The sequence below is a fragment of the Bacillus sp. JCM 19034 genome, from assembly GCF_001310635.1.
GTDB lineage: Bacteria > Bacillota > Bacilli > Bacillales > Bacillaceae_D > Halalkalibacter.
Window position 1 is genome coordinate 256,552 of sequence record NZ_BAXR01000001.1, and the last position, 22,629, is coordinate 279,180.

The 22,629-nt window shown below is 36.9% G+C and carries 25 protein-coding genes, 7 pseudogenes and 1 riboswitch; of the genes and pseudogenes, 24 read left to right on the top strand and 8 right to left on the bottom strand.

Annotated elements, in window-relative coordinates; all coding sequences use genetic code 11:
• The first annotated feature begins 47 nt into the window (after window positions 1–47).
• Window positions 48–308: a YciI family protein gene (locus JCM19034_RS01345; RefSeq protein WP_062046659.1), complete on the top strand. Its 261-nt coding sequence runs from the start codon at window positions 48–50 to the stop codon at window positions 306–308.
• Between the two features lie 99 nt (window positions 309–407).
• On the opposite strand, the gene JCM19034_RS01350 is transcribed toward JCM19034_RS01345, so the two are convergent.
• The gene (locus tag JCM19034_RS01350) at window positions 408–1,427 is read right to left on the bottom strand and encodes an LLM class flavin-dependent oxidoreductase (RefSeq protein WP_062046661.1); all 1,020 of its coding nucleotides are present in this window, start codon (window positions 1,425–1,427) and stop codon (window positions 408–410) included.
• A 164-nt stretch (window positions 1,428–1,591) separates the two neighbouring features.
• Here JCM19034_RS01350 and JCM19034_RS01355 point away from each other — a divergent pair, with 164 nt between their 5' ends.
• Both JCM19034_RS01355 and JCM19034_RS01360 read left to right on the top strand, forming a co-directional pair.
• Window positions 1,592–1,936, top strand: a complete 345-nt coding sequence (locus JCM19034_RS01355; RefSeq protein ID WP_062046664.1) for a hypothetical protein — start codon at window positions 1,592–1,594, stop codon at window positions 1,934–1,936.
• Window positions 1,937–2,037: 101 nt separating this feature from the next.
• Window positions 2,038–2,334, top strand: a complete 297-nt coding sequence (locus JCM19034_RS01360; protein WP_062046666.1) for a Dabb family protein — start codon at window positions 2,038–2,040, stop codon at window positions 2,332–2,334.
• A gap of 58 nt (window positions 2,335–2,392) precedes the next feature.
• On the opposite strand, the gene JCM19034_RS01365 is transcribed toward JCM19034_RS01360, so the two are convergent.
• Window positions 2,393–3,619 (bottom strand): zinc-binding dehydrogenase, encoded by a 1,227-nt coding sequence (locus JCM19034_RS01365; RefSeq protein ID WP_062046668.1) that lies wholly within the window; start codon window positions 3,617–3,619, stop codon window positions 2,393–2,395.
• A gap of 18 nt (window positions 3,620–3,637) precedes the next feature.
• A complete protein-coding gene (locus JCM19034_RS01370; RefSeq protein WP_062046670.1) occupies window positions 3,638–4,732 on the bottom strand; it encodes a class II aldolase/adducin family protein in 1,095 nt (364 codons plus the stop codon).
• 172 nt (window positions 4,733–4,904) lie between these two features.
• On the opposite strand from JCM19034_RS01370, the pseudogene JCM19034_RS22655 reads away from it, so the two are divergent.
• The 10 genes and pseudogenes from JCM19034_RS22655 to JCM19034_RS01415 all read left to right on the top strand — a co-directional run.
• Window positions 4,905–5,202: pseudogene (locus JCM19034_RS22655) on the top strand (acylglycerol kinase family protein); the annotation flags it as partial.
• Window positions 5,191–5,781 (top strand): diacylglycerol kinase family protein, encoded by a 591-nt coding sequence (locus tag JCM19034_RS01375; RefSeq protein ID WP_231686789.1) that lies wholly within the window; start codon window positions 5,191–5,193, stop codon window positions 5,779–5,781. The pseudogene JCM19034_RS22655 and the gene JCM19034_RS01375, both read left to right, overlap by 12 nt.
• 295 nt (window positions 5,782–6,076) lie before the next feature.
• Entirely contained in the window at window positions 6,077–6,316 is a 240-nt protein-coding gene (locus JCM19034_RS23850) for a hypothetical protein (RefSeq protein WP_062046672.1), read from the top strand.
• Complete coding sequence (locus JCM19034_RS24445; protein WP_062046674.1) at window positions 6,291–6,626, top strand: hypothetical protein; 336 nt, start codon at window positions 6,291–6,293, stop codon at window positions 6,624–6,626. The genes JCM19034_RS23850 and JCM19034_RS24445 overlap by 26 nt, the downstream gene beginning before the upstream one ends.
• Window positions 6,623–7,186 carry a glycosyltransferase gene (locus tag JCM19034_RS01390; protein WP_062046676.1) on the top strand — a complete coding sequence of 188 codons (564 nt, stop codon included), beginning with the start codon at window positions 6,623–6,625 and terminating at the stop codon, window positions 7,184–7,186. The genes JCM19034_RS24445 and JCM19034_RS01390 overlap by 4 nt, the downstream gene beginning before the upstream one ends.
• Window positions 7,187–7,252: 66 nt before the next feature.
• Window positions 7,253–7,400, top strand: a riboswitch (FMN riboswitch).
• Between the two features lie 254 nt (window positions 7,401–7,654).
• Window positions 7,655–8,812, top strand: a pseudogene (ribD, locus tag JCM19034_RS01395) (bifunctional diaminohydroxyphosphoribosylaminopyrimidine deaminase/5-amino-6-(5-phosphoribosylamino)uracil reductase RibD).
• Window positions 8,740–9,389, top strand: a pseudogene (gene ribE / locus JCM19034_RS01400) (riboflavin synthase). The pseudogenes ribD and ribE (JCM19034_RS01400) overlap by 73 nt, the downstream one beginning before the upstream one ends.
• 21 nt (window positions 9,390–9,410) lie before the next feature.
• A complete protein-coding gene (locus tag JCM19034_RS01405; protein WP_062046678.1) occupies window positions 9,411–10,634 on the top strand; it encodes a bifunctional 3,4-dihydroxy-2-butanone-4-phosphate synthase/GTP cyclohydrolase II in 1,224 nt (407 codons plus the stop codon).
• A gap of 19 nt (window positions 10,635–10,653) precedes the next feature.
• Window positions 10,654–11,121 (top strand): 6,7-dimethyl-8-ribityllumazine synthase, encoded by a 468-nt coding sequence (ribE, locus tag JCM19034_RS01410; RefSeq protein WP_062046680.1) that lies wholly within the window; start codon window positions 10,654–10,656, stop codon window positions 11,119–11,121.
• 142 nt (window positions 11,122–11,263) lie between these two features.
• Window positions 11,264–11,611, top strand: a complete 348-nt coding sequence (locus tag JCM19034_RS01415) for a GNAT family N-acetyltransferase (protein ID WP_062046682.1) — start codon at window positions 11,264–11,266, stop codon at window positions 11,609–11,611.
• A 16-nt stretch (window positions 11,612–11,627) separates the two neighbouring features.
• On the opposite strand, the gene JCM19034_RS01420 is transcribed toward JCM19034_RS01415, so the two are convergent.
• Window positions 11,628–12,134, bottom strand: a complete 507-nt coding sequence (locus JCM19034_RS01420) for a DUF309 domain-containing protein (RefSeq protein ID WP_062046684.1) — start codon at window positions 12,132–12,134, stop codon at window positions 11,628–11,630.
• 166 nt (window positions 12,135–12,300) lie between these two features.
• On the opposite strand from JCM19034_RS01420, the gene JCM19034_RS01425 reads away from it, so the two are divergent.
• The 3 genes and pseudogenes from JCM19034_RS01425 to JCM19034_RS01435 all read left to right on the top strand — a co-directional run.
• A complete protein-coding gene (locus JCM19034_RS01425) occupies window positions 12,301–13,062 on the top strand; it encodes a segregation/condensation protein A (protein WP_062046687.1) in 762 nt (253 codons plus the stop codon).
• Window positions 13,059–13,636: pseudogene (gene scpB / locus JCM19034_RS01430) on the top strand (SMC-Scp complex subunit ScpB). Before JCM19034_RS01425 ends, scpB begins: the two are co-directional and overlap by 4 nt.
• A gap of 410 nt (window positions 13,637–14,046) precedes the next feature.
• Window positions 14,047–14,677, top strand: a pseudogene (locus JCM19034_RS01435) (superoxide dismutase); the annotation flags it as partial.
• Between the two features lie 53 nt (window positions 14,678–14,730).
• Here JCM19034_RS01435 and JCM19034_RS01440 read toward each other — a convergent pair.
• The 3 genes and pseudogenes from JCM19034_RS01440 to JCM19034_RS01450 form a co-directional block, all read right to left on the bottom strand.
• Entirely contained in the window at window positions 14,731–16,284 is a 1,554-nt protein-coding gene (locus JCM19034_RS01440; protein ID WP_062046689.1) for an alkaline phosphatase family protein, read from the bottom strand.
• A gap of 19 nt (window positions 16,285–16,303) precedes the next feature.
• Window positions 16,304–16,982 (bottom strand): annotated as a pseudogene (locus JCM19034_RS01445) (DUF421 domain-containing protein).
• Between the two features lie 54 nt (window positions 16,983–17,036).
• Entirely contained in the window at window positions 17,037–17,453 is a 417-nt protein-coding gene (locus tag JCM19034_RS01450) for a hypothetical protein (RefSeq protein ID WP_156323840.1), read from the bottom strand.
• Between the two features lie 204 nt (window positions 17,454–17,657).
• Here JCM19034_RS01450 and JCM19034_RS01455 point away from each other — a divergent pair, with 204 nt between their 5' ends.
• The 7 genes and pseudogenes from JCM19034_RS01455 (at window position 17,658) to JCM19034_RS01485 (ending at window position 21,334) form a co-directional block, all read left to right on the top strand.
• Complete coding sequence (locus JCM19034_RS01455; RefSeq protein ID WP_062046692.1) at window positions 17,658–17,861, top strand: DUF1657 domain-containing protein; 204 nt, start codon at window positions 17,658–17,660, stop codon at window positions 17,859–17,861.
• A gap of 90 nt (window positions 17,862–17,951) precedes the next feature.
• Window positions 17,952–18,377, top strand: a complete 426-nt coding sequence (locus JCM19034_RS01460) for a YhcN/YlaJ family sporulation lipoprotein (RefSeq protein ID WP_062046695.1) — start codon at window positions 17,952–17,954, stop codon at window positions 18,375–18,377.
• 13 nt (window positions 18,378–18,390) lie between these two features.
• A pseudogene (gene spoVAC, locus JCM19034_RS01465) lies at window positions 18,391–18,871 on the top strand (stage V sporulation protein AC).
• Complete coding sequence (spoVAD, locus tag JCM19034_RS01470) at window positions 18,872–19,888, top strand: stage V sporulation protein AD (protein WP_062046697.1); 1,017 nt, start codon at window positions 18,872–18,874, stop codon at window positions 19,886–19,888.
• Window positions 19,885–20,235: a stage V sporulation protein AE gene (spoVAE, locus tag JCM19034_RS01475; RefSeq protein WP_062046699.1), complete on the top strand. Its 351-nt coding sequence runs from the start codon at window positions 19,885–19,887 to the stop codon at window positions 20,233–20,235. The genes spoVAD and spoVAE overlap by 4 nt, the downstream gene beginning before the upstream one ends.
• A 9-nt stretch (window positions 20,236–20,244) precedes the next feature.
• Window positions 20,245–20,451, top strand: a complete 207-nt coding sequence (locus JCM19034_RS01480; protein WP_062046701.1) for a DUF1657 domain-containing protein — start codon at window positions 20,245–20,247, stop codon at window positions 20,449–20,451.
• A gap of 19 nt (window positions 20,452–20,470) precedes the next feature.
• Complete coding sequence (locus JCM19034_RS01485) at window positions 20,471–21,334, top strand: DUF421 domain-containing protein (protein WP_062046705.1); 864 nt, start codon at window positions 20,471–20,473, stop codon at window positions 21,332–21,334.
• On the opposite strand, the gene JCM19034_RS01490 is transcribed toward JCM19034_RS01485, so the two are convergent.
• Window positions 21,331–22,035 carry a DUF421 domain-containing protein gene (locus JCM19034_RS01490; RefSeq protein WP_062046708.1) on the bottom strand — a complete coding sequence of 235 codons (705 nt, stop codon included), beginning with the start codon at window positions 22,033–22,035 and terminating at the stop codon, window positions 21,331–21,333. The two genes, JCM19034_RS01485 and JCM19034_RS01490, sit on opposite strands and share 4 nt — an antisense overlap.
• 146 nt (window positions 22,036–22,181) lie before the next feature.
• Between JCM19034_RS01490 and JCM19034_RS24450 the strand changes: the two genes are divergently transcribed.
• Complete coding sequence (locus JCM19034_RS24450) at window positions 22,182–22,625, top strand: D-alanyl-D-alanine carboxypeptidase family protein (RefSeq protein ID WP_370621769.1); 444 nt, start codon at window positions 22,182–22,184, stop codon at window positions 22,623–22,625.
• The last annotated feature ends 4 nt before the right edge of the window (window positions 22,626–22,629 follow it).

Consider the following 22,629-nt stretch of genomic DNA (forward strand, 5'->3'; position numbering starts at 1 on the left):
TAGCGAAGAAGAATTTTCTATATAAATGAAAGAGGAGTGTACATGAGATGGCTTATTTTGCAGCAATTCTACATATGGAGAAGCCTGAATTAAATCAGCAATATAGAAAGGCTCATTTAGACTATTTAGGAAAACGTAAAGATGAAGGAAAAGTATTCGCAATGGGCCCGTTTGTAGATGGAACAGGTGGAATGGTGATTTACGAAGCTGATAGCATAGATGAAGCAAAGCAAATAGCTAGTGAAGATCCCTATATCTTAGCTGGAGTACGCAGACTAGAATTACATGAGTGGGGGATGTTGAAATAAAATAAGAAACATAAGGCACTGTGCTGCCGCTGCAATAACAACAAGCGAAGCACAGTGCTCTTTCACTCTGAACTATTATGTTTCTGCTAGTTCCCTCTACTACATCTCATTAATTTCATTCATAATTTCTGCGGTAATTTCAAATGAACGAAGTCTTGCGTCATGATCATAGACTTGCGAGTGTACAATAATTTCATTAGTACCCGTTTTATCTAAGAATTCTTTTAGTTTCTGTTTCACCGTTTCACGGCTACCAATAATGGAAGAACCTAATTGACGTTCTAGTATCATTTCCTCATGTGGCTCAATCATTTGATCTATGTTATTGACAGGTGGCTGTAATTTCGTTGGTGTGTTACGAATTAAATGTAAAAATGACTGTATTAAAGAAGAGCTTAAAATGTTTGCTTCTTCATCAGTGTCAGCGGCAATAATATTAACCCCAACCATTAAATATGGTTGATCAAGCTCCTTTGATGAAGTGAAACGCTCATTATATAAACGTATGGCTGGTAATGTATTTTCAGGTGAAAAATGACTGGCAAAAGCAAATGGTAATCCTAATTCAGCGGCTAGTCTTGCACTAAAGTCACTCGAGCCTAGTAACCAAATGGGAATATCAAGCCCTTCTCCAGGAAATGCTCTAACCTTTTTTACGTTAGGATCAGTAGGTGGGTTAAAATAAGCACGTAGTTCTCCTAATAACTCAGGGAAATCTTGACCGCCAATCCGATTTCCTCTTCTTAAGGCATGTGCTGTTATTTGATCCGTACCTGGTGCTCTTCCTAAACCAAGATCAATCCGGCCGGGGAATAATGATTCAAGCGTACCGAATTGTTCTGCAATGACGAGTGGTGAATGATTTGGTAGCATTATACCACCTGAGCCAACTCGAATGTGTGATGTTGCTTGAGCAATGTGAGCGATCAATATAGATGTTGCTGCACTGGCGATTCCAGGCATATTATGATGTTCAGCTAACCAAAAGCGGTGATATCCCCATTTTTCTGTATGTTGTGCTAAATCAACTGAATATTTAAATGAATCACTTGCATTTTTCCCTTCTACAATAGGTGCTAAATCAAGCACAGAGTAACGGATTGATTCTTGTTTTGACAAATGTAATCACTTCTTTCTTAAAGGTCTTTATTATTTTGTCTATTTTATCAATAATATATTGTCTTTTAAAATAAATTGCTTACGTGAATATTTTATGGGACAATCACCTAAGTCACAATGCCTCCATATACTAACGTGATTAAGTTAATAAAGGAGGCAATTTGATGAACGAAATTTATCAACAACCGTCCGTTCAATATCTTCCACCGACGGTCATTTCACGATATATTAATCGCTGGATTACAACATCTATTCCAACTTATGGTCAAGTAGTAGCTTATGTAATCAATTATAACAATCGAACAGGTATGGTTTCTCTGTTTATGTATGCACCACCTCGCTATGTGTCTCAATATATTCAAGTACACCATAGCGACCTAATTGGAATAAGTCCATATTACGGACCAATTCCACCACGACCAACTCGTCCACCTTACCCATATCCAGGAGGGCCAGGATATTGGCCTTGGTTGTATTATCAAGTTGGATCTACTATTCTCGGTAGATAGTAATTTAGAATGTGTTGAACAGAGTTCAGCACATTTTTCTAGTTTTTTTAACTCTGTTTGTGTAAACTAAGGTGTATGTTAAAGAAAAGGGGTAAACAAAAATGATTGATCGAACAGTTTTATTACAATTTTCAAAGGATACGACAGAGGAACAATTGGAGGAAGTTATTAAACGTTTTAAGTCATTAAAAGGAAATCTTGATGGAATTGTTGATCTGCAGGCGGGACGAAACATTTCACCTAGAAATCAAGAATATCAAGTGATTCTTTCTGTTCGTTTTAAGGATGAAGCGGCATTAACTGCATATAGTGAAAACCTTGAACATAAAGCAGTTGCAGCATACATAAATGAAGTGGGGAAACTAAATAGTATTGGTGTTGATATTGAAGTTGAATAATATTCTAAGAAGTGCGGGTTACACAAATCCAAGAGTTCCGTGCACTTCTTAGCCCTTTTTATGGTTCAAATACAACTTTCAAAGCTTGCTGTTTCGTTTTATTTCCGGCTGTACTCAATGCTTCGCGATATTCATCCAAGGAAAATTGATGCGTGATGAGTGGAGATAAGTCAATTTTGCTTTGTTTAAGAAGCTCTACAGCGATTTGTAGCGTCTTTTGCATATGGCTTTCAAAATAATTCGTGCCATATGCAAAACTTCCTTTTATCTCAAGTTCATTGAGCCATATCATTGTCATATCTAATTTATCGACAAAACTAGCTAAGCCGATTAAAACGACTTTTCCTCCCTTTCGAGCAAAACGAAGCGAATCATATAGGCTTCGTTTATTTCCTACACATTCAAAGATGATATCAGCTCCGCCACTTACAATTGGTTGACCAATAATCGGATGTAAAACTTCTCCGTTAAACAATTTAGCCGCTTCATGTATATAACCGTTTTGTCGAGAAAGAAAAATAACCTCATTTGAGCCAAAATAGGTAGCTAAATCACCTTGAAATGAATGTTTAACTAGGGTAATAATTTTGCAGTCAATATTTAAAGCACGAATAGCAGCTACAACACATAATCCAATGACACCAGCCCCAATGACAAGCACCGTATCATTTTGAGTCGGTTTATTTTGCAGTACGGCATGTAAAGCACAGCTAAAAGGTTCAATTAATACTCCATTTTGATCGTCAATACAATCGGGAAGGCTTATAATTTGACTTTTATGAGCAACAACATAGCGACTCCAGCTCCCGCCAGTATCGGTACATGTACCTGTTAGAAGACCAGGTGAAAGAATACCATTATTCATATGTTGACAAAGGTTATAACGTCCAGCTTGGCATTCGTTACACTTTGGAGTAATACCCCTTGCTTCACAAGCGAGAAGGGGGTCAATGATAACTCGTTGACCGATCTTTAAATCGTCAACTTTTTTCCCTACTTTTGAAATCATACCGACAAGCTCGTGACCGACAGTAAAAGGGAACGAAACGAATGGTGAAGTTGAAGGACTATCTTTTAGATATATTAAATTAAGGTCACTGCCGCAAATTCCACCATATTTCACTTGAACTTCAACCCATTCTTCGTTAGGTAAGGCAGGCTTTTCGACTTCTTTTAATTGTAAACAAGAAAAAGGAGATGAGTAATAAAGCGACCGATTCATTGTACCAATCGCTTTTGTAAAAAGGTATTTCGGTATCGTTACGTCAAATTGCAATGCCTTCATTTTTTACACCTACTTAAGTCATTCTGAGATCATCGGTACTTGAGGGAGGATTTTTCCTTCAATCCGATCAAATATTTCTTCAATGCTCCTACCTGTAATCGTTAACCCATGGTTTTTGAGCCCGATAACTGCTTGTGAAGGGTCTGGTGCGTTTCTTATCAATTCAGCCACTGTTTGTGCAAGCTCAAGTGTTCCACAAGGATAATTAAACGTTGTAGCCTTAATACCGTCCATCCATGCATGAATATGTACGATCGCATTGACTTCTGCATGCTCCTTATAAATCATCCAATGTTCAATCGCGTCTACTGATGCTCTTTTAGGAGTAACATTCGGAGGTACGCTCACTTTCATCGCTTTTTTCTCGGAATCATATCCAGCGATATAGAGAAGGTCTACTCCAACATCATTCATATTCGATTTATCGATACCACTTGCACTCATCCAAAAGCTTGCGTTGTCCTTCCTGGCACTTAAATTTCCGTAGCTTAGACCGCCAATTCCATATAACTTTTTTAAATGGCGAATATCCCGTGCAGATAAGACCTCTTCTAACGGGAAGGGAGCGGGTAAGAGATTCATCTTAGCCAAACGTTTTCCTGCCTGACTTAAAGAATTCGTAATTTCATCTCCACGCCACAAATCCTTTGGAAGATTATCATAAAAATCGTTATTAATGATTAATTGAGATGATGCCAACGGTTCTAGTCGTTCAAATAGTTTTTCGAAAAACGTACTATCTTGTTGGCCAGAATGATAGGTTAACGTATAAAGGCCTTGTTCAGGAGTCAAAAAGTAAATAGTTAATTTGTTCGTAGTGAAAACAACATACATTAAATGATTAGATAATGTACGAATTAAATAAGGATAAGCTTCTTTATGGATATTTTTTGGAAAATGATTTGTAGTAACAATCGATACAACAAAGGTTCCTTGAGAATTTCTTCGATAAGGTATCGGTTTATTCTCATCGACAAAGTTGAAAACAAGCTTTGGATTCTCAGTTGAAGAGTAATATTGATAGCCTTTTGAGGAAAAAGATTGCTTGATTCCTTCGTAAAGCCATTTTGAAATTGAGTTATCTTGTAAATTAAAAAATGTAAACGTATTCAAATTATAACCTCCATGTTGTTTTCTAAAAGAACAGCAATAAATAAATGTAAAAAAACATAATGTTTTTGTATCCTATGGATAATATTTGCAATAAAAGAAAAAAATATACAAATGTAAAATGAAGTATAGGAAATCTAGTGCTTTATACGAAGAGATAATGGAGGGTTGATTGATGTATGGTTTTATCGTTAACCGTGTTTCGGGCAAAGGTAATAAAGTTTGGAGAAAGGTTGAAGAACTCTTAAAGAAAGAAGAAAAAGATTATATTGTTCGTTTTACAAATGGTCCCCAGCACGCCACCACAGTAGCTCAAGAACTAGTAAATGATCAAATGCAAGCAATTGTAGTTATAGGTGGAGATGGGACTATTAACGAAGTAGCAAATGGTCTCGTCGATAGTGATATCCCATTAGGTGATTCCAGCTGGTTCTGGTAATGATTTTGCTCGGAGTTTAGGTATTCCTCTTCACTACAAAAAAGCATTGTTACGAATCTTTGATCAGCGGTATAAAAGAGTAGACCTTCTTCAATTAGAAAAAAGATATTGCTTAACGGTTACCGGGTTCGGTTTTGATGGGGAAGTCGCCCAAGCTACAAATAAGGCCAATTATAAACGGTGGTTAAATCAGTTTGGCTTAGGAAGTTTATCGTATGTGTTCAGCATGTTGAACGTATTACGAAGCTACCGTCCGACAAGTATTAAACTAAGAGTAGATAAAGAGGAATTATCCTTCTCAGATGTTTGGCTAGTAGCTGTTGCAAATTCCCCCAATTACGCAGGGGGAGTGCGAATTTGCCCTCAAGCAGTACAAGATGATGGTGAATTAAATATTTGTATCGTTCATGGCCTTAGCAAATGGAGGTTACTTCTGTTATTTGTCCGTGCTTATAGAGGGACACATATAAACCATAGAAGTGTCCATTTAGCCAAAGGAAAGGAAGTGTTTATTCAAACGAGCGAGCCTGTATCAGTTCATAGCGATGGAGAAACTATTTTGGATAGACCTGTCCATCTAGAAATTAAAAAAGGGGCTCTTAAAGTTGTGTAAGTATGAATACTTAAAGATAGCCGACATTATTTATTTGTTTAGGGAATGCTACTATGAAAAGAAACTTCGGAGCTTAAAACATAATCCTTTTTTAAACTATGATTAATAAATTCTCTTTTGTATTAATTCCAATTACTCAAAAGAACCATTACCTCATTGCTCTATAGATCAATCCTTATTGTATCGTTAGTACTTTAAAAAAAGAGGAAATATACAACAAATGGATGAATGATTCTCTCTAACATTCAAAACATAATAATTAGACATCTTAGAAGTATTGAAGGAGGGGTATTAAATGAAGCCTAAACCGCTGATTTTTTCTGCATCAATCGGACATGGCCATAATCAAGCAGCTACTGCTCTGCAAATTGAGTTTCAAAAGCGAGGTTACGAGCCCGAAATTATTGATACGTTTTATACGTTGAACCCTTTACTTCATAAATTAATGTTGAAAAGTTATTTACATTTGCTGAAGTTCTATCCGAAATTATGGAGAGCCATTTATTTTCATGCTGAGAAATCACCTGTTTTTTAAATTTAGATCGATTCGGTATGCTTTTTACAAATCAGTTATATCAGCTTATTCAAAATCATTCGTGTCCTTTTATCATTTCAACTCACCCTTTTGTAACAGCGTTTTATCAAGTTTAAAAAAGAAAAAACAATTAAATTTACCTTTTTATACGGTAATTACTGATTTTATTTTACACCCTGCATATGTCCGTCCTGAAATAGATGGTTACTTTACAGTTGATAACAATGTTTTTGATTTTGCAAAGCATCATAATGTTTCTGAAGAACTTTTTTTTCTACTGGTATTCCAATTAGAACTGATTTGGCTTTGAACCTTTCTAAATTAGAGCTACGCAAAAAATTAGGTCTTCGTGAAAGGATGAAAATGATATTAATTGCTGGTGGAGGAATGGGTTTAACGAAATACATGGATATTATTCATTCGATCAATCAATTTCAAGAAACGATTCAAGTGATATGTATGGTTGGAAATAATCACAGGATGAGAAAAAAAATAAAAGCGATTCCGTGTCGACACCACATTCACATATTGGAGTTTACAAATGATTTTATGCTGTATTTGAAGGCTAGTGATGCTATTTTTACGAAAGCTGGTGGATTAACATTGGCTGAATCTTTAGCATGTGAAACGCCAATTATCATTTTTAAACCAGTACCAGGTCATGAGGAACAAAATGCTGAGTTGTTAATGGAAGTAGGTGCGGCGTTAAAGGTTAATCATAGAAATGAAATAGCCTCCATTTTAAGAAAGGTCTTATTTGAAAAAGAACTTGTTATAAGTATGAAACGTAAAGCCCGTAAATTGAAAAAACCAGATGCAGCTAATCAAATTGTTCAGCAAATTCTCCAGTTAGAATCAAATTATAACTGAGCAAAGTATATCTCTTGATTTATTTAGAATTAAGTGGTAACATTCGAGTATTCAAAATCTAATATCGTATTCCTTCGGGGCAGGGTGAAAATCCCTACCGGCGGTGATGTAGTTGAAACTACTTAGTCCGTGACCCGTCTTCATATTTATGGAGCCGGTGGACCTGGTGAAAATCCGGGACCGACAGTGAAAGTCTGGATGGGAGAAGGAGTTAAACAGTGTAAAAAAGGTTTTTGTTTTTTTAACACCCTTTTTTATTTCAGGGAGGAGTGTGCCCTTTTTTAATCTGTTCGCGTCAAAAAATAATCACTTTGACGTTTATTTCGTAATCTCAAAAAGCCCCGAGCAAATTGCTTTGGGCTTTTTTTAATACTTGATAGATTATAGTTGGCTTTGATTTCCAAAACTCTCTGATACGTGCCCATCCATAAGCACTGAAATTCATATATAAGAAAGGAGGTTGTGTAATTGAATGATGAACAGTATATGAAGTTAGCTCTACAACTAGCAGAAAGTACAAAAGGGCAGACATCACCTAATCCAATGGTCGGGGCAGTCGTTGTAAATGATGGTGCGATCGTTGGGATGGGAGCTCATTTAAAAGCTGGTGAAGGTCATGCGGAAGTTCAGGCTTTGGCGATGGCTGGTGATAAAGCTGAAGGAGCAACGATTTATGTTACGTTAGAACCGTGTAGTCATTATGGAAAAACACCACCATGTGCCGATTTAATTATTGAAAAAAACTCAGGAGAGTTGTCGTTGCTACAGTAGACCCAAATCCTGCAGTCTCAGGAAGAGGGATTAAAAGAATAAAAGATGCTGGCATTGAGGTTGTAACTGGAGTATGTCAGAGAGAAGCGAACGAGTTAAACGAAGTATTTTTTCATTTTATGAAGTTTGCGACCCCTTTTGTCACATTAAAATCGGCGATAACATTAGATGGAAAAACAGCAACCGTAGCAGGAAAAAGCAAGTGGATCACAAGCGAGGAAGCACGATTGGATGTTCATACGTATCGCCATTCTCATGATGCAATCCTTGTTGGAATTGGAACGGTATTAGCAGATGACCCATCATTAACAACCCGGCTTCCAAATGGAGGGATAAATCCAATACGAATTGTTCTAGATCGCCAATTACGAATTCCTCCTAACGCAAAGCTCGTTCAAGATGAAGCAGCTCCAACTTGGGTGATTACAACAGAGCAAGCCCCGTCTGATAAACGAATTTTGCTACAGCAATTAAACGTAAAAGTGATTACTTTAAAAGAATTTACGATTACATCTATTTTGCGTGAATTGGGCCAATGCGGGATATTATCAGTCTTTGTTGAAGGCGGTGCTGAGATAAACGGTAGCTTTCTTAAAGAACGCATGGTTAATCAAGTGATTACATATGTTGCTCCGAAGTTATTTGGAGGGAAACTTGCACCAACGTCTATTGGAGGAGAAGGCTTTCTAGAGGTCGAGGAAGCACTAGAACTCGAAATGGTCGACGTAACGAAAATAGGAGAAGATATTAAAATCATATCACGCTTAAAGGAGGGAAGTTAAATGTTTACAGGGATTATTGAAGAAGTTGGTACAATTTGTGATGTTAGGCAAAGTGGTGAAGCAATGGAGATGATTGTAGCATCAAAGCGGGTTATTACTGATGTACAATTGGGGGATAGTATCTCGGTGAATGGAGTTTGCTTAACGGTAACGAGATTTACTGATGACTCATTTTCTGTTGATATTATGCCGGAAACAGTTAGAGCAACAAGCTTGCGAGGATTAACAAAAGGAAATAAAGTGAACCTTGAGAGAGCGATGAGTGCCAATGGACGCTTCGGTGGTCATTTCGTATCGGGTCATGTTGATGGGATTGGAACGATTCTATCGAAAAAAGAGAGCATAATGCCGTTTACTACCGTATTGGTATAGACGATTCATTAAGAAAATACATGATTCAAAAAGGTTCTGTTGCTGTTGATGGAACGAGCTTAACGATTTTTGCAATTGATAAAGAAAGCTTTACGATTTCAATTATTCCACACACGTTAGATGAAACAATTATTGGATTGAAAGATGTCGGGAGCATTGTCAATATTGAATGTGACATGGTTGGAAAATATATTGAACAATTTATTGTCCAACGCTTTTCAACTGGCACAACATCCTCATTGACTGAAAGCTTTTTAGCAGAGCATGGGTATAAATAAAGACAAGGAGTTGAGGATTATATGAATCAAAATGACGAACAATTGAGATTTGATACGATAGAGTCCGCAATTGAAGATTTAAAACAAGGAAAAGTTATTATCGTCTGTGATGACGAGGATCGTGAAAATGAAGGAGATTTTGTTGCGATAGCAGAAAAAACAACTGACGAAGTAATTAATTTCATGGTCACATATGGTCGTGGATTAGTATGTGCACCGATTACAGAAGAACGAGCTAGGGAGCTTGATCTCGTATCAATGGTTGATCATAATACAGATCCTCACGGTACAGCGTTCACCGTCAGTGTTGATCATTATACATCAACAACAGGTATTTCTGCTCAAGAACGTGCAGATACTGTCAGAGCATTAGTTGATGAACGTGCAGAGAAGCATCACTTTAAGCGACCTGGACATACATTTCCTTTAGTTGGAAAGAAGGGCGGGGTGTTAAGAAGAGCAGGGCATACAGAAGCAGCTATTGATTTAGCCCGCTTATCAGGTGCAAAACCAGCCGGAGTCATTTGTGAAATTATGAATGAGGATGGAACGATGGCACGTGTTCCTGAATTACGTAAGCTGGCGGATGAACATCATTTAAAGCTGATTACGATAAAAGATTTGATTCGTTACCGTCGTAATAAGGATAAACTTGTAAAACGAGAAATTGAAATTCAATTACCGACAGATTTTGGCGATTTTAAAGCAATCGGCTATACGGATATTTTAGAAGGGAAAGAAAGCGTGGCAATTGTAAAAGGAGAGATTACAGACAGTGAGCCATCATTAGTTCGTGTTCACTCTGAATGTTTAACGGGCGATGTGTTTGGCTCCCATCGTTGTGATTGTGGTCCGCAACTACATGCAGCTCTCGCTCAGATTGAACAAGAAGGAAAAGGAATTCTTCTCTACATGCGTCAAGAAGGAAGAGGAATTGGCCTAATAAATAAATTAAAAGCCTATAAACTGCAAGAGGAAGGTTATGATACAGTTGAGGCAAATGAGAAACTTGGATTTGCCCCCGATCTGCGAGATTATGGTATAGGTGCACAAATTTTGCGAGATTTAGGTGTAAGGCAAATGCGGCTTTTAACGAACAATCCTCGTAAAATAACTGGTTTAAAAGGGTATGATCTAGAAGTGGTTGAGCGAGTACCATTACAATTACCACATAATAAAGACAATGAACGTTATTTAAAGACGAAATCTGAAAAATTGGGACATATGCTTCATTTTAAGAAGTAAATCTAAGGAGGAAACGAATATGGGACAAACATTTGAAGGACATTTAGTAGGAACTGGGTTAAAAGTAGGGATTGTTGTAGGGAGATTTAATGAGTTTATTACGAGTAAACTATTAGGTGGGGCTGAAGATGCTCTAAAAAGACATGGCGTACAAGAAGAGGATGTAGATGTTGCATGGGTACCTGGTGCGTTTGAAATTCCATTTGCGGCAAAAAAAATGCTTGATAGTGGTCGTTATGATGCTGTTATTACGCTAGGTACAGTGATTAGAGGAGCAACACCACACTTTGATTATGTATGTAGTGAGGTGGCAAAAGGAGTCTCATCATTAACATTATCTTCAGGAAAGCCGGTTATCTTTGGTGTTTTAACGACTGATACGATTGAGCAAGCTGTTGAACGTGCAGGAACAAAGGCTGGAAATAAGGGCTGGGATGCGGCAACAGCAGCAATTGAAATGGCGAATTTAGGTAAGTCCTTTGAGTAATTTATGGTAGTACCTTTTTATTACATTAATGCATAGCCTATAGAATAGACGTTATATTTATCAGAAATCACATGTGAAAACTAGTAAAATATGATAAAATATTACAAGGTGAGGCGAAATATATAACGTTGAGAGGTTTATAATGCTTATACCATATAAAAAGAACCATCAAAAAATTGCAATGGGGTTACTTTCTTTTATGCCAGCTGAAAAGGATTTAGTGAAATTGCGACAAACGATGGAAATGTATGAAAAGAACCCCGATTGGAAGCTGTATGTTTGGAAAGAATCGGATATAATCGGTGTTATCGGTGTAGTCATTGACAATGGAAGTGCCTATTTACAGCATATATGTGTAAATCCTTCTCATCGAAAAGAAGGAATCGGAAAGAAAATGCTCGAGCAGCTAAAAACAAATCTACCGTGTGATTTAATTCCAACAAAATCAACAGAGTCGTTTATGGCTGCTTGCCAAGAAGAGGAGAACTAAGATTCTCCTCTTTTCTTCATGTTTGTTTCTTTTTTAACTGTTTTTCTCTTTCAACTATCACTTCACTACGATCACGTAAGCAATGTTTATTTAAAATGTAATCGGGCACAGGAGCTGTATTGTCTGGTAATAACCACTTAATCCCTAATTCGTGGCATCTATTTTGGCATGCCTTAAGTAACGAATCTGACATCGGTAAATGTATATCAGTAAAAGGATTGGATTTGAGCAATTTCTCCACTTTAATTAGTAGCTGATCAACTTCAAGTCCTAATTCATTTATTTCATCCTTGTATTTAGAGATTAACGTAATCGACTTATGATACATTCGGTTCGCACCTGTAACGTTTCCACGACGGTGATGATAGTTACCAACAGCTAATTGAATTAGAGCAACCCATTGATTATGTTCAAGCGGACGTGTAACTTTCTTCCAATATTCTTCTAAAATTTCGTGACATTCAAAATAATCGCGTTGAATATGGTAGTGGATTAAATAGTCTAAATATTGATTAGGATACATGATGTTTTGTTCCTCCATTAACAATTGACTAAATTATAGACGGTTTTTCTATTGTATTGTAACATATGAGATGTTATACAAGAAAAAGATCGAGAATACTCATTTTCTTTATTAAATTATATGGTATAATTTCGAGGATGATTTAGAGAAACTAGTGGTGGTTATTGTGAATACATATAGTGTAAAAATAGATGCTTTTGAGGGGCCTCTTGATTTGCTGCTTCATTTAATTAATCAAGCAGAGGTTGATATTTATGATATTCCTGTCACCCAAATTACCGATCAATATGTTACGTATATTGAAACGATGCAGGAATTAGAATTAGATATTGCCAGTGAATATTTAGTGATGGCAGCAACTTTACTAGCAATAAAAAGTCAAATGCTACTACCAAAACAAGAAGAGTTGTTTGAGGAAGAATGGACATTAAATGAAGAAGAGGATCCGCGAGAAGAACTAATGCAGCGTTTAATAGAATATCGTAAGTATAAGGAAGCAGCTCTTGATTTAAAGGAAAAAGAAAAAGAAAGAAGTTTAATTTATACACGTGCTCCTCATGATTTAGAACAGTATGTTACAGAGGAGGAGAGAAGAAAACTAGCAATAAGTGATATTACTTTATTTGATATGCTAGGTGCGTATCAAAAGTTAATGAGACGAAAGGCTTTGTTAGCACCGAGAACAAAAACAGTGAAAAGTCAGGATTATTCGATCGAAGATAAAATCGAATATGTGCTAAAACAAATAAGTGACCTTAATCGTCCATGCCAATTTGAAGAGCTGTTTGTTGAACGAGAAAAAGGAGAAGTTGTCATGACATTTTTGGCAATTTTGGAGCTAATGAAAACGAAAACGATACGTTGTGTTCAAAACGACAATTTTACAGACATCGTGATTTACCGTGTAGGAGGTGGAAATCTACATTGATTTTTCGGGAACTCCAAGCCGCTATTGAAGGACTATTATTTGTTGTTGGTGACGAAGGAATTACAACAAAACAATTGGCTGATGTGTTAGAAGTCGATACGACAGTTGCTCATGAAGCGGTTCGTAGCCTACAAATAAGGTATGATGAGGATGAAAAGGGAATCCAAATTGTTGAACTTGCAGGAGCCTTTCGAATGACAACACGAAGTAAGCATGCTCCATATTTTAAAAAGTTAGCTACTTCGCCTATACATTCGCAGCTTTCACAGGCTGCATTAGAGACATTGGCTATCATTGCTTATAAGCAGCCGATTACACGAATTGAAATTGATGAGGTACGGGGAGTAAAATCAGAGAAAGCTCTACATACATTAATGACAAAGCTTTTAGTAAAAGAAGTTGGACGTGCTCAGGGAACAGGTAGACCGATTTATACGGAACGACCTCTTTTTTTCTTGATCATTTCGGTCTTAAGTCATTAGGAGAATTACCTCCATTACCGGACGAAATTGATGAAGGTAATTTAGAGGAAGAAGCTGATTTGTTCTTACAACAATTTGAGGAAATACAATAGAAAAAACAATATAGGTACTGAGGGAGGCGATTCACCTTTTTCGGTACCTTTTTATTTTGTTAACATATAGAAGATTGAAAGCATGAGGCAACCTATCCTACTCATAAAATGAATAGATTACATCATAAGGGGGATCCCATGTCATCGATTAATGAACAAACCAATTATGTCAAACACGTTAAACAGTGGGCAGAAGCTTGAGTCAGGCATGTGACATTGCCAAGTATGATCTTGTTGCACATAGTGAAGAGAAGCTGGCTATTTTTACAAACACATTGAATTCTTTATTAAAAGAAGTGGAGGAAAATCAGGGAATACGAAAGATAAATGAAGAACAAATACATTTATTGGCAATGGAATGTTATGAACAATGGCAACAGCTACGTCATCAAGAGAGGTCAGATTCGGTGAATAACCGTGTACCAATCGGGAAGCATCAATTACCGCCTCTATCTTATCGTTATGACGAATTAGAACCTGCTATCGATCGCAAGACGATGGAACTACATCATTTAAAGCACCACCAAAGTTATGTTGATGGATTAAACCGAGCAGAGAAAGAAATTCAAAAGCGAGGAAGAGTGGTAACTATGACCTGTTGAAGCATTGGAGTAGAGAGTTAGCCTTTCACGGTGCAGGTCACTATTTGCACACGATATTTTGGAAGGTAATGAACCCAAACGGAGGGGGGCAACCTTCAGGTGCTTTGCGAAGACAAATAGTAGAAGACTTTGGAAGTTTTAATAAGATGAAGGAGCAGTTTTCAAAAGCAGCTGAACAAGTAGAAGGAGGGGGATGGCACTCTTAGTTTGGTCACCACGTTCTCATCGATTGGAGATTTTACAAGCTGAAAAGCATCAAAATTTGACGCAACAGGATGTTATCCCACTATTAGTTCTCGATGTTTGGGAACATGCCTATTATTTACGTTATCAAAATGAAAGGGAAAAATATATAAATAACTGGTGGAAAGTCGTCAATTGGCCAGAAGTAGAAATGCGATTTCATGATGCCTCTAAGTTGAAATGGGAGCCTTATTAAATGATGTTTCACTTTCCATAAAAGCGTTCCCTTTTATGGAAAGTGAAATAACTTTAGTCAAATAATGTGTGAAAGTACTCGTATAAATCGCTCATTCTACGTTTTTCAGGAAGTTTATTACGGTTCGATATAATCATAGATGTAATGGTATCGTCTTTATGAAGCCCACCGTGCTCACCACCACCAGCATGAACTGGAGCCCCTTCACTTTGCAGGGTGTAGCCAGGTTTTGCAGTAACAATTAAGGATTCAGTATGGCTGTTTAAAGCAGATTCAAGCTGATGAAAAATGTCTGGATAATCCTCATATTTAATAACGCCATTATCGTCTATAGTAATATGAGCAATATCAAGGTTTCCTTCAAAAGACCATTTTTGGTCATATTTATCAATCCATGGTCCTCCGTTGCTTACTCGTAAATATCCCTCTTTGCCTTGTTGTTGTATTACAAGATCATCACCGTCTAACCACGCAACGTGATCAATTCGTTCGTCACTTAAAAACATTTCACCAAGCTCATAAAACGTCAGTCTCTCATTAATTGCATATATATAAGCCATACGATGGTTGTTAGCAACAACTACATCACCCAAGCTTGGTGAGTCATATAATGGGGCAATTGTATAAGGGTTTACAATCGTCTCAACGTCAATTCCAGCACGTTCCCTATCATCTACTAGAGCACTTTGGCCGTGGTCTCCTAAGATAACAAAAGTGGTATCTTCTAAAGCCTTTTCCCAGCTATCGTATGCGTTTAGTATTCGTTGAATATGTTGATCCACGCTAGCAAAATAGTCAATTGCGTAGGGACCATGATGGTGTGCTAGCTTATCGAAGTCAGGAAAATAGGCCATAAGAAAATGAGGCTGCTGATTCTCTTTTATTAAATGAGCAATCACTTCAGATGAGTAATGGTCGTTCAAACCAAGGTTTTCTAAAGCACTGTCAGGTAATGAGCTATTCGTTTTTGGTTGGATCGCTTTTCCAAATGTTAAAACATCTGGCCCTTTTGTTTGATATTCAGATGAATCTAGATGAAACAACGTTTTCACAAATGTTGGGACGACTAGTTTATGTTCTTTATTTCCACGATAAACGAGCATATTAACGGAACCAGATGATAATTCATTTCGTTTAATGCTTTCATAAATTGTTTCAGACTGTTTATTTAAATGTTCATTATTTAAATTGATTAAAGCATTCATAAGAGTCGTTTTTCTACCTAACTTCCATACAGAAGGTATAGAGTCACCATAACTGATAAGTGTGTCTGAGTGAGCGTCATACCACGTTAGTCCAGGTATTTGATGTTCATGAGGAGAATCCCCGGTAAGCAATGAGCTTTCAATTGTAACCGACATAGAAGGAAAAGGTGCAACTACATCATGATAGATAGTACCTTGTTCCGCTAAATAGCTTAATGCAGGCAGACGCCCCTCACGAAAGCCCTTTTCGAGGATTTTTTCTGTCATGGAATCAATCATAATCACGATCACTTTCTTTTCATTGTTAGCGGTTTGTTGAATTGAAAAGGAGGTTTGTCCTTGCTGCTCTTTTTGACAACTGACCAATAATAGAATTACTAAAATGACCAATATTTTCTTCATGATGTCTTCCCACCTCTAGTTAATAAGTTTGAATTTCAAACCCCTCACTTTCCAACCATTCTGCATAAACAACTTGTTTAGGCCCAGCTATTCCGCGTTTAAATAACTCCTCCTTTAGCCAATAAGTATCTTTATTTAACATATTGAGCCTTCTTCGATGACCTCTCCATCAAGTATTAGGAGGATAGGAAATGTAACGGGTCTTTCCGGATAATGTAAATCCTTTTTAGTCGGGTAATGGTATGGTGATTTTTTTAATACACTAACAGATCCGTTCGTCTCTAATACACCATATTCGACTTCTCTAATTGAAAAAACTCCTTGTGATCTTAATAAGTGAAGGAGTTGATCAAAGTCGAGCTTATTCTTTTTTAATTCTTTAAATTGGATTTTTCCATTTGCAATGATAAAGGACGGCTTTCCTTCAAGAAAAGGTCTAGAGCCACGGAACTTTTGAGTAATCATTTCGACTGTATAGATTAACGCACCCCATAAAAAACAGCATAAAGAACGTAATGTAGCCCAATTTCTTTATCATAAATGGCATTACCTACTAATTCTCCAAGTACTAAGGCAGATATAAAATCAAAAGGTGTCAATTGTGTAATTTGATTTTTACCAAGAAATTTTGTTAGAACGAGTAAGGCAAAAAATCCAACAAACAATTCAACAGTAAGAGCAAGAAAGTTTGTATCCATATGCCCCTCCTTTAACTCTCATCACTAATGCTAGTTTGAGCGATAAAGAAAGATTTATGTGAGCGAATTTAGCTTTGAAATTATTTGATCAAAGTATGAAACAAGCTTTTTTGATTCGAAATGAAGTTGTCCACGCTCGCTTGTGGGATTGTCCTGTGTACCTTGAAATACCGTTTTCATTCGATTTTGTTTCGTGAGCCAATGCTTATCAATATAATCTTGATATTTAGACCAACATTGGTCTATTAGCAATGCTGCTTCTTTTGGGAATAAATGACTTAGCTCATCTGCAGAAAGTCCGTGGGTTGTTGGTAGCTCTTTAATATAGTGAGGTCGGAGCTCTTCTTGTTGTTTGGCTACTGCTTCTCTCATTCGATAAACCATCAATAGAATATGCGTTCGTTTTTCTTCTGCTAAATTTGATTGCAATTGGTTATCGATCGTTGCCAATGGAGTTTTGAATTCTTCCAATAATTGTTCAATATTCTTCATTCTTTTATGAATGAAAAAAAAGGTGTAGAAAAAACTGAAATTATCACGAACGTACAGATAATGATAATGATTACTTCTATTGAAATCATCAGCTAGCTCCCTTTGTTAAATTTTTCCTCTAATAGTTCTTTATTGATTTCAACAAAATAATAACGAAATTAAATATGTAAGGAGGTTGTAAAAATGACAGTTAGTTCAAAATTGAAACAAACAATTGCAGGTTTAAAAAGTGCTCAAGCAAGCTTAGAAACGTTTGCACTTGAGACAGAAAATCAGCAAGCAAAGCAATTATATCAACAAATGGCTATAGATACACAAAACGTTATTGATGGTTTAACACCGAGAATGCAGCAAATTGAACAAGAGGAGCCTCAATACAAAAATTAGTAAATAAAGTTGGTTCTCGCAATGAGACCTTCTTTTATTATATCGAATTTGCTCTTTTCATTACATAAACATATCTAAGGAGAGAAAAGTATGAAGAAGATCTTCATCATCATAATTATTATGATCGGCTTAGTCGGTTGCCAAATGAATGCACAGCACGATGTGAAGGTTTTACAACTAGACGATGCGATTGTTGAACAAACGCAAGCAAATAAAGCGAAGGAAATTGTCTTATCAATGGAAGAGGTAACAGAAGTAAGAGGCGTCTCCTATGATAATTCAATATATATTGCTACCCATGTTAAACCTTTTGACCGCTTTTTTTTAAACGAAATTCGAAAAAAAGCACATGATAACGTTAAGAAGAGATATCCAGAGGCTACCGTTCACGTGACAACAGATGAAAAAATATTTATTGAATTAGAGAAAATAGAACAGCAATTAAAGAAACAAGCGATTAGTGAGGAAAGATTATCAAAGCGGTTAAAAGAATTAGATGAGATGATGAAAGGTTAGGAGGAGCTATGATATGTCGCAAAGTAAAAAGAAAAATACGACTCCGAAGAAAGACCACTATCAACAAATTGGCAAAAAAGCATGAAGTGAAAAAGGCCTGTATTTAAAAATTGTCTACGTGCCTTTTTAATTGGCGGCTTCATTTGTGTGATTGGGCAATTTATTACCATTTTTTATTATACGTTTTTTGATTTTACTCAACGTTCTGCGGGTGACCCAACGATTGCGACACTTATTTTCATTTCAGTGCTATTAACTGGTTTTGGTGTGTATGATAAATTCGCTCAATTTGCCGGAGCAGGTACTGCAGTCCCTGTAACTGGTTTTGCTAATTCGGTAGCATCTGCTGCGATTGAACATCGCACAGAAGGCTATGTGTTGGGTGTTGGGGGAATATATTTAAGCTAGCGGGCTCTGTTATTGTATTTGGGACAGTCGCAGCTTTTGTTATTGCCTTAATAAAAACCATTTTATTGCAGTTGGGAGGAATGTAAATGCTTAAAGGGCATCAATCATGGGTGTTTGAACGACAGCCAGTTATCATATCAACGTCTGCTGTAGGTGGTCCATTTGAGGCAAATGGGAAATTAGCTGACGATTTTGATCTACTTCATAATGATCTTTGGATTGGACAAGATTCATATGAGAAAGCACAGAAAGTCTTGTTAGAAGAGTCCGTCATTCGTTCTTTGGAGAAGGCTTCATTACAAAAAGAAGATATTCAATTTATGATAGCTGGAGATTTAATCAATCAAATGACACCGTCAAGCTTTGCAAGTAGGACGTTAACGATACCGTATTTAGGCTTATTTGGAGCTTGTTCGACGTCAATGGAAGGTTTGGCCTTAGGGTCACTATTAATTAATTCGCAAAGTGCTAATCATGTCGTAACAGCTGCTTCTAGTCATAACGCAGCAACAGAAAAGCAATTTCGCTATCCGACAGAGTATGGTGGGCAGAAGCCACCAACGGCTCAATGGACGGCTACAGCTTCTGGTGCTGCAGTACTTGCACAAACAGGTGAAGGACCAGTAGTAACATCAGCGACAATTGGAAAAGTAGTCGACATGGGGGTATCTGACCCATTCAATATGGGTGCTGCTATGGCACCAGCAGCTGCGGATACAATTGTTGCCCATTTTCGTGATCTTAATTTACCCGAGGATCATTATGATTTAATTGTATCAGGTGATTTAGGGAAAATCGGTTTGCCTATTGCAAAAGAATTGATAAGTGAAAAGCAATTAGATATAAAAGATGACATTTTTCAAGATTGTGGCTTAATGATTTATCGCGAAGATCAACCGGTTCTAGCAGGTGCAAGTGGACCAGGCTGTTCGGCTGCTGTTGTATATGGACACTTACTAAAGAGAATAAAAGAAGGAGACATTAAACGGCTATTGGTCGTTGCAACAGGTGCGTTATTATCTCCGTTATCCTACCAACAAAAAGAAACAATACCGTGTATCGCACATGCTGTTTCCATTGAGGCAGGAGGGGGACATTTATGATCTTTTTATTTGCGTTTATCGTTGGTGGGCTTATTTGTGTTATCGGTCAATTGTTAATGGATGTAGGAAGATTTACACCTGCTCATACGATGAGTATTTTAGTAGTAACTGGTGCCGTTCTAGATGGCCTTGGATTGTATGAACCGCTAATTGATTTTGCAGGTGCTGGGGCAACAGTACCAATTACAAGCTTTGGTAATTCACTCGTTCATGGGGCAATGGCTGAAGCAGAACGAAATGGTATTATCGGGGTATTAACAGGAATCTTTGAAGTGACTAGTGCCGGGATATCTGCAGCTATTATTTTCGGCTTTTTAGCGTCACTCGTCTTTAGATCAAAAGGATAGGTGATATACATGACAGTAGGTACAAAAATAGAAAGTGCACTCGTATCGTTAAAAGCGATTGAAGCAAGCTTGTTATCTCTTTCAGTTAAAACAAATGAAAAGCAAGCAAGTGAAGCATTTAGGCAAGCGGCACTGAAAACGAGAACAGTTGTGGAGGAAGTTCAAAAAAGAAAACAGGAAATAGAGTTTGAAGAGCCGCAATATGAGCTTCAATAAGTGGTAGGAGGTCTTTGAAATGCCAGGATGGCTAGAAGTTGTCATACGAAGCGTAGTTGGCTTTGTGTTGATATGTTCAATTGGAAGACTCTTTATTCGTAAACCAATTGGAGAATCATCGGCTCTTGAATTTAGTCTAATTTCAATTGTCTCGATTATTGTTGCCGTTGGTTCTATTCAATTAGCTATTCCAGTTGGTTTTATTTTGATTTCGATCATTGTTTGGGTGTTAGGCATTATGAGTATGACGTATTTAAGTACTTTTAGTAAGTCAATACGCAAACTATTTTATGGAAAAGGAATCCCTATTGTCAAAGATGGAAAAATTTTAGAAGATAATATGAAAAAGCAACATTTAAATACAGATGAGCTATTACGTAAGCTACGTTCAAAAAATGTCTTTCAATTTGCAGATGTAGAATTTGCTCTATTAGAAGGAAATGGTGAATTAAACGTTTTATTAAAAAAAGATAAGCAACCAGTTACAGCGAAAGTTTTGAATAAAACGGTTCCGGCTATTAAAGAACCGGAGACGGTTATAATGGATGGGAAAATATTAGATGAGCCATTGTCTACAAGAGGATTTAGTCGTGAATGGCTTCAAACTGAATTGAAAAAGCAAAATGCCCTTGTAGAGAATGTTGTCTTAGCGCAAATCGATGAATATGGGCAACTAACGATTGATTTATTTGATGATCAACTAACTGTACCACAACCGACCGAACTTCCCTTACTAGAAGCAAGTATTAAACAAGTACAAGCTAACTTAGAATTATTTGCTTTAGATACGGAAAAGCAACAAACGAAGAAACAATATCGTTGGTGTGCAGAGCAAATGGAACTTGTCTATGAAATCGTATCCCCATATACGAAAGGAAATTAAATATATGGGGTTGGATGTTCATCATTCGTATACGATAATTGAATGTCTCCATTTTGTGTGATTGTACAAAAAAAGATATCTTCAATTCGATGAATCCCTTTTTCAACTAAATGTTGACGAAGGGATGTTTCTGTTATGTTCAGATGTCTAAGTACTTGATAGACAATGCGACCGTCAACGATCAGTGGATAGGCAATTGTATTTACGTTCGCAGTGAGATTTAATTCTTCTCTAGTTGGAGTTAGATGATCGTCTTTTTTTTGAACACTGAGTGAACCGTTAGCTTCAACGATTGCGGATTGAACGACATCAAGATTAAATATATTCTTTTCACGTAGAAGTTGCAAAATGTTATCGATTGAATATTTTACTTTCTTTAAGTTCTTCATTAACAATTTCCCATCTCTAATCACTTCAATTGGTTGAAACGTTATCCATTTAGCAAAAAAACGTTTCTTAATGAGCAGAGTAGAAACAGCTTTTTGAAAAAGGGCAATGATGACAATGGCAAAGGCCGTATATGTATGTTTAATGCTAGGATCTGCAATGTCTGCCCCCGTAACAGATGCTAATGTCATCATAATGAGAAAATCAAAAACGGGCATTTGTCCAATTGAACGTCGACCCATGTAAAGCGTCATAAATAAGAGTAAAGGCATAATTGTCATAACTCTGCCAAATATTTGTAGAAGTTCTTCCATTATTACCACTCCCTTAATTTTATTTTTCCAATAAGGTAGTAAATTATGAGAGTTTGCGGGTAAATGATCATAACTTTGTCCTTTTTGCATACAATGGGCTAATAAGAGTATGAAAGGACAAGTCAAGTCAAGGACGGGGATAAGGAATGAAAAAACGTATAGTATTTCTTGCACTCACCATGATTATGATTGTTTCGGCTAATGTACCGACTGTCTATGCGGATTATCGTCACGTTTCTGCCGAAGCGGCTATTTTAATGGAAATAGAGTCAGGAAGAATCTTATTTGAAAAAAATGCTCATAAACCAATGCGAATAGCAAGTATTACGAAGATTATGACAGCTATTTTGGCGATTGAATCAGGGAAAATGGATGAAATGGTAACAATAAGTAGTCGTGCTGAAGGAACGGAAGGGTCATCTATTTACTTACGAGCTGGGGAAGAAATGAAGCTAGAAGACCTAGTTTATGGCCTAATGCTTAGAAGTGGGAATGATGCAGCAGTTGCAATAGCTGAGCATGTTGGAGGTAGTCTAGAGGGGTTTGTTTTTTTAATGAACGAAAAAGCAAAAAGAAATCGGAATGTATAATACC

Excerpts from the sequence above, each read along its gene's own strand:
- JCM19034_RS01345 (WP_062046659.1), top strand. The coding sequence starts at position 48 with ATGGCTTATTTTGCAGCAATTCTACATATGGAGAAGCCTGAATTAAAT.
- JCM19034_RS01355 (WP_062046664.1), top strand. The coding sequence starts at position 1,592 with ATGAACGAAATTTATCAACAACCGTCCGTTCAATATCTTCCACCGACG.
- JCM19034_RS01360 (WP_062046666.1), top strand. The coding sequence starts at position 2,038 with ATGATTGATCGAACAGTTTTATTACAATTTTCAAAGGATACGACAGAG.
- JCM19034_RS01365 (WP_062046668.1), bottom strand. The coding sequence starts at position 3,619 with ATGAAGGCATTGCAATTTGACGTAACGATACCGAAATACCTTTTTACA.
- JCM19034_RS23850 (WP_062046672.1), top strand. The coding sequence starts at position 6,077 with ATGAAGCCTAAACCGCTGATTTTTTCTGCATCAATCGGACATGGCCAT.
- JCM19034_RS24445 (WP_062046674.1), top strand. The coding sequence starts at position 6,291 with ATGCTGAGAAATCACCTGTTTTTTAAATTTAGATCGATTCGGTATGCT.
- JCM19034_RS01405 (WP_062046678.1), top strand. The coding sequence starts at position 9,411 with ATGAATCAAAATGACGAACAATTGAGATTTGATACGATAGAGTCCGCA.
- ribE (WP_062046680.1), top strand. The coding sequence starts at position 10,654 with ATGGGACAAACATTTGAAGGACATTTAGTAGGAACTGGGTTAAAAGTA.
- JCM19034_RS01415 (WP_062046682.1), top strand. The coding sequence starts at position 11,264 with ATGCTTATACCATATAAAAAGAACCATCAAAAAATTGCAATGGGGTTA.
- JCM19034_RS01420 (WP_062046684.1), bottom strand. The coding sequence starts at position 12,134 with ATGTATCCTAATCAATATTTAGACTATTTAATCCACTACCATATTCAA.
- JCM19034_RS01440 (WP_062046689.1), bottom strand. The coding sequence starts at position 16,284 with ATGAAGAAAATATTGGTCATTTTAGTAATTCTATTATTGGTCAGTTGT.
- JCM19034_RS01455 (WP_062046692.1), top strand. The coding sequence starts at position 17,658 with ATGACAGTTAGTTCAAAATTGAAACAAACAATTGCAGGTTTAAAAAGT.
- JCM19034_RS01460 (WP_062046695.1), top strand. The coding sequence starts at position 17,952 with ATGAAGAAGATCTTCATCATCATAATTATTATGATCGGCTTAGTCGGT.
- spoVAD (WP_062046697.1), top strand. The coding sequence starts at position 18,872 with ATGCTTAAAGGGCATCAATCATGGGTGTTTGAACGACAGCCAGTTATC.
- spoVAE (WP_062046699.1), top strand. The coding sequence starts at position 19,885 with ATGATCTTTTTATTTGCGTTTATCGTTGGTGGGCTTATTTGTGTTATC.
- JCM19034_RS01480 (WP_062046701.1), top strand. The coding sequence starts at position 20,245 with ATGACAGTAGGTACAAAAATAGAAAGTGCACTCGTATCGTTAAAAGCG.
- JCM19034_RS01485 (WP_062046705.1), top strand. The coding sequence starts at position 20,471 with ATGCCAGGATGGCTAGAAGTTGTCATACGAAGCGTAGTTGGCTTTGTG.
- JCM19034_RS01490 (WP_062046708.1), bottom strand. The coding sequence starts at position 22,035 with ATGGAAGAACTTCTACAAATATTTGGCAGAGTTATGACAATTATGCCT.
- JCM19034_RS24450 (WP_370621769.1), top strand. The coding sequence starts at position 22,182 with ATGAAAAAACGTATAGTATTTCTTGCACTCACCATGATTATGATTGTT.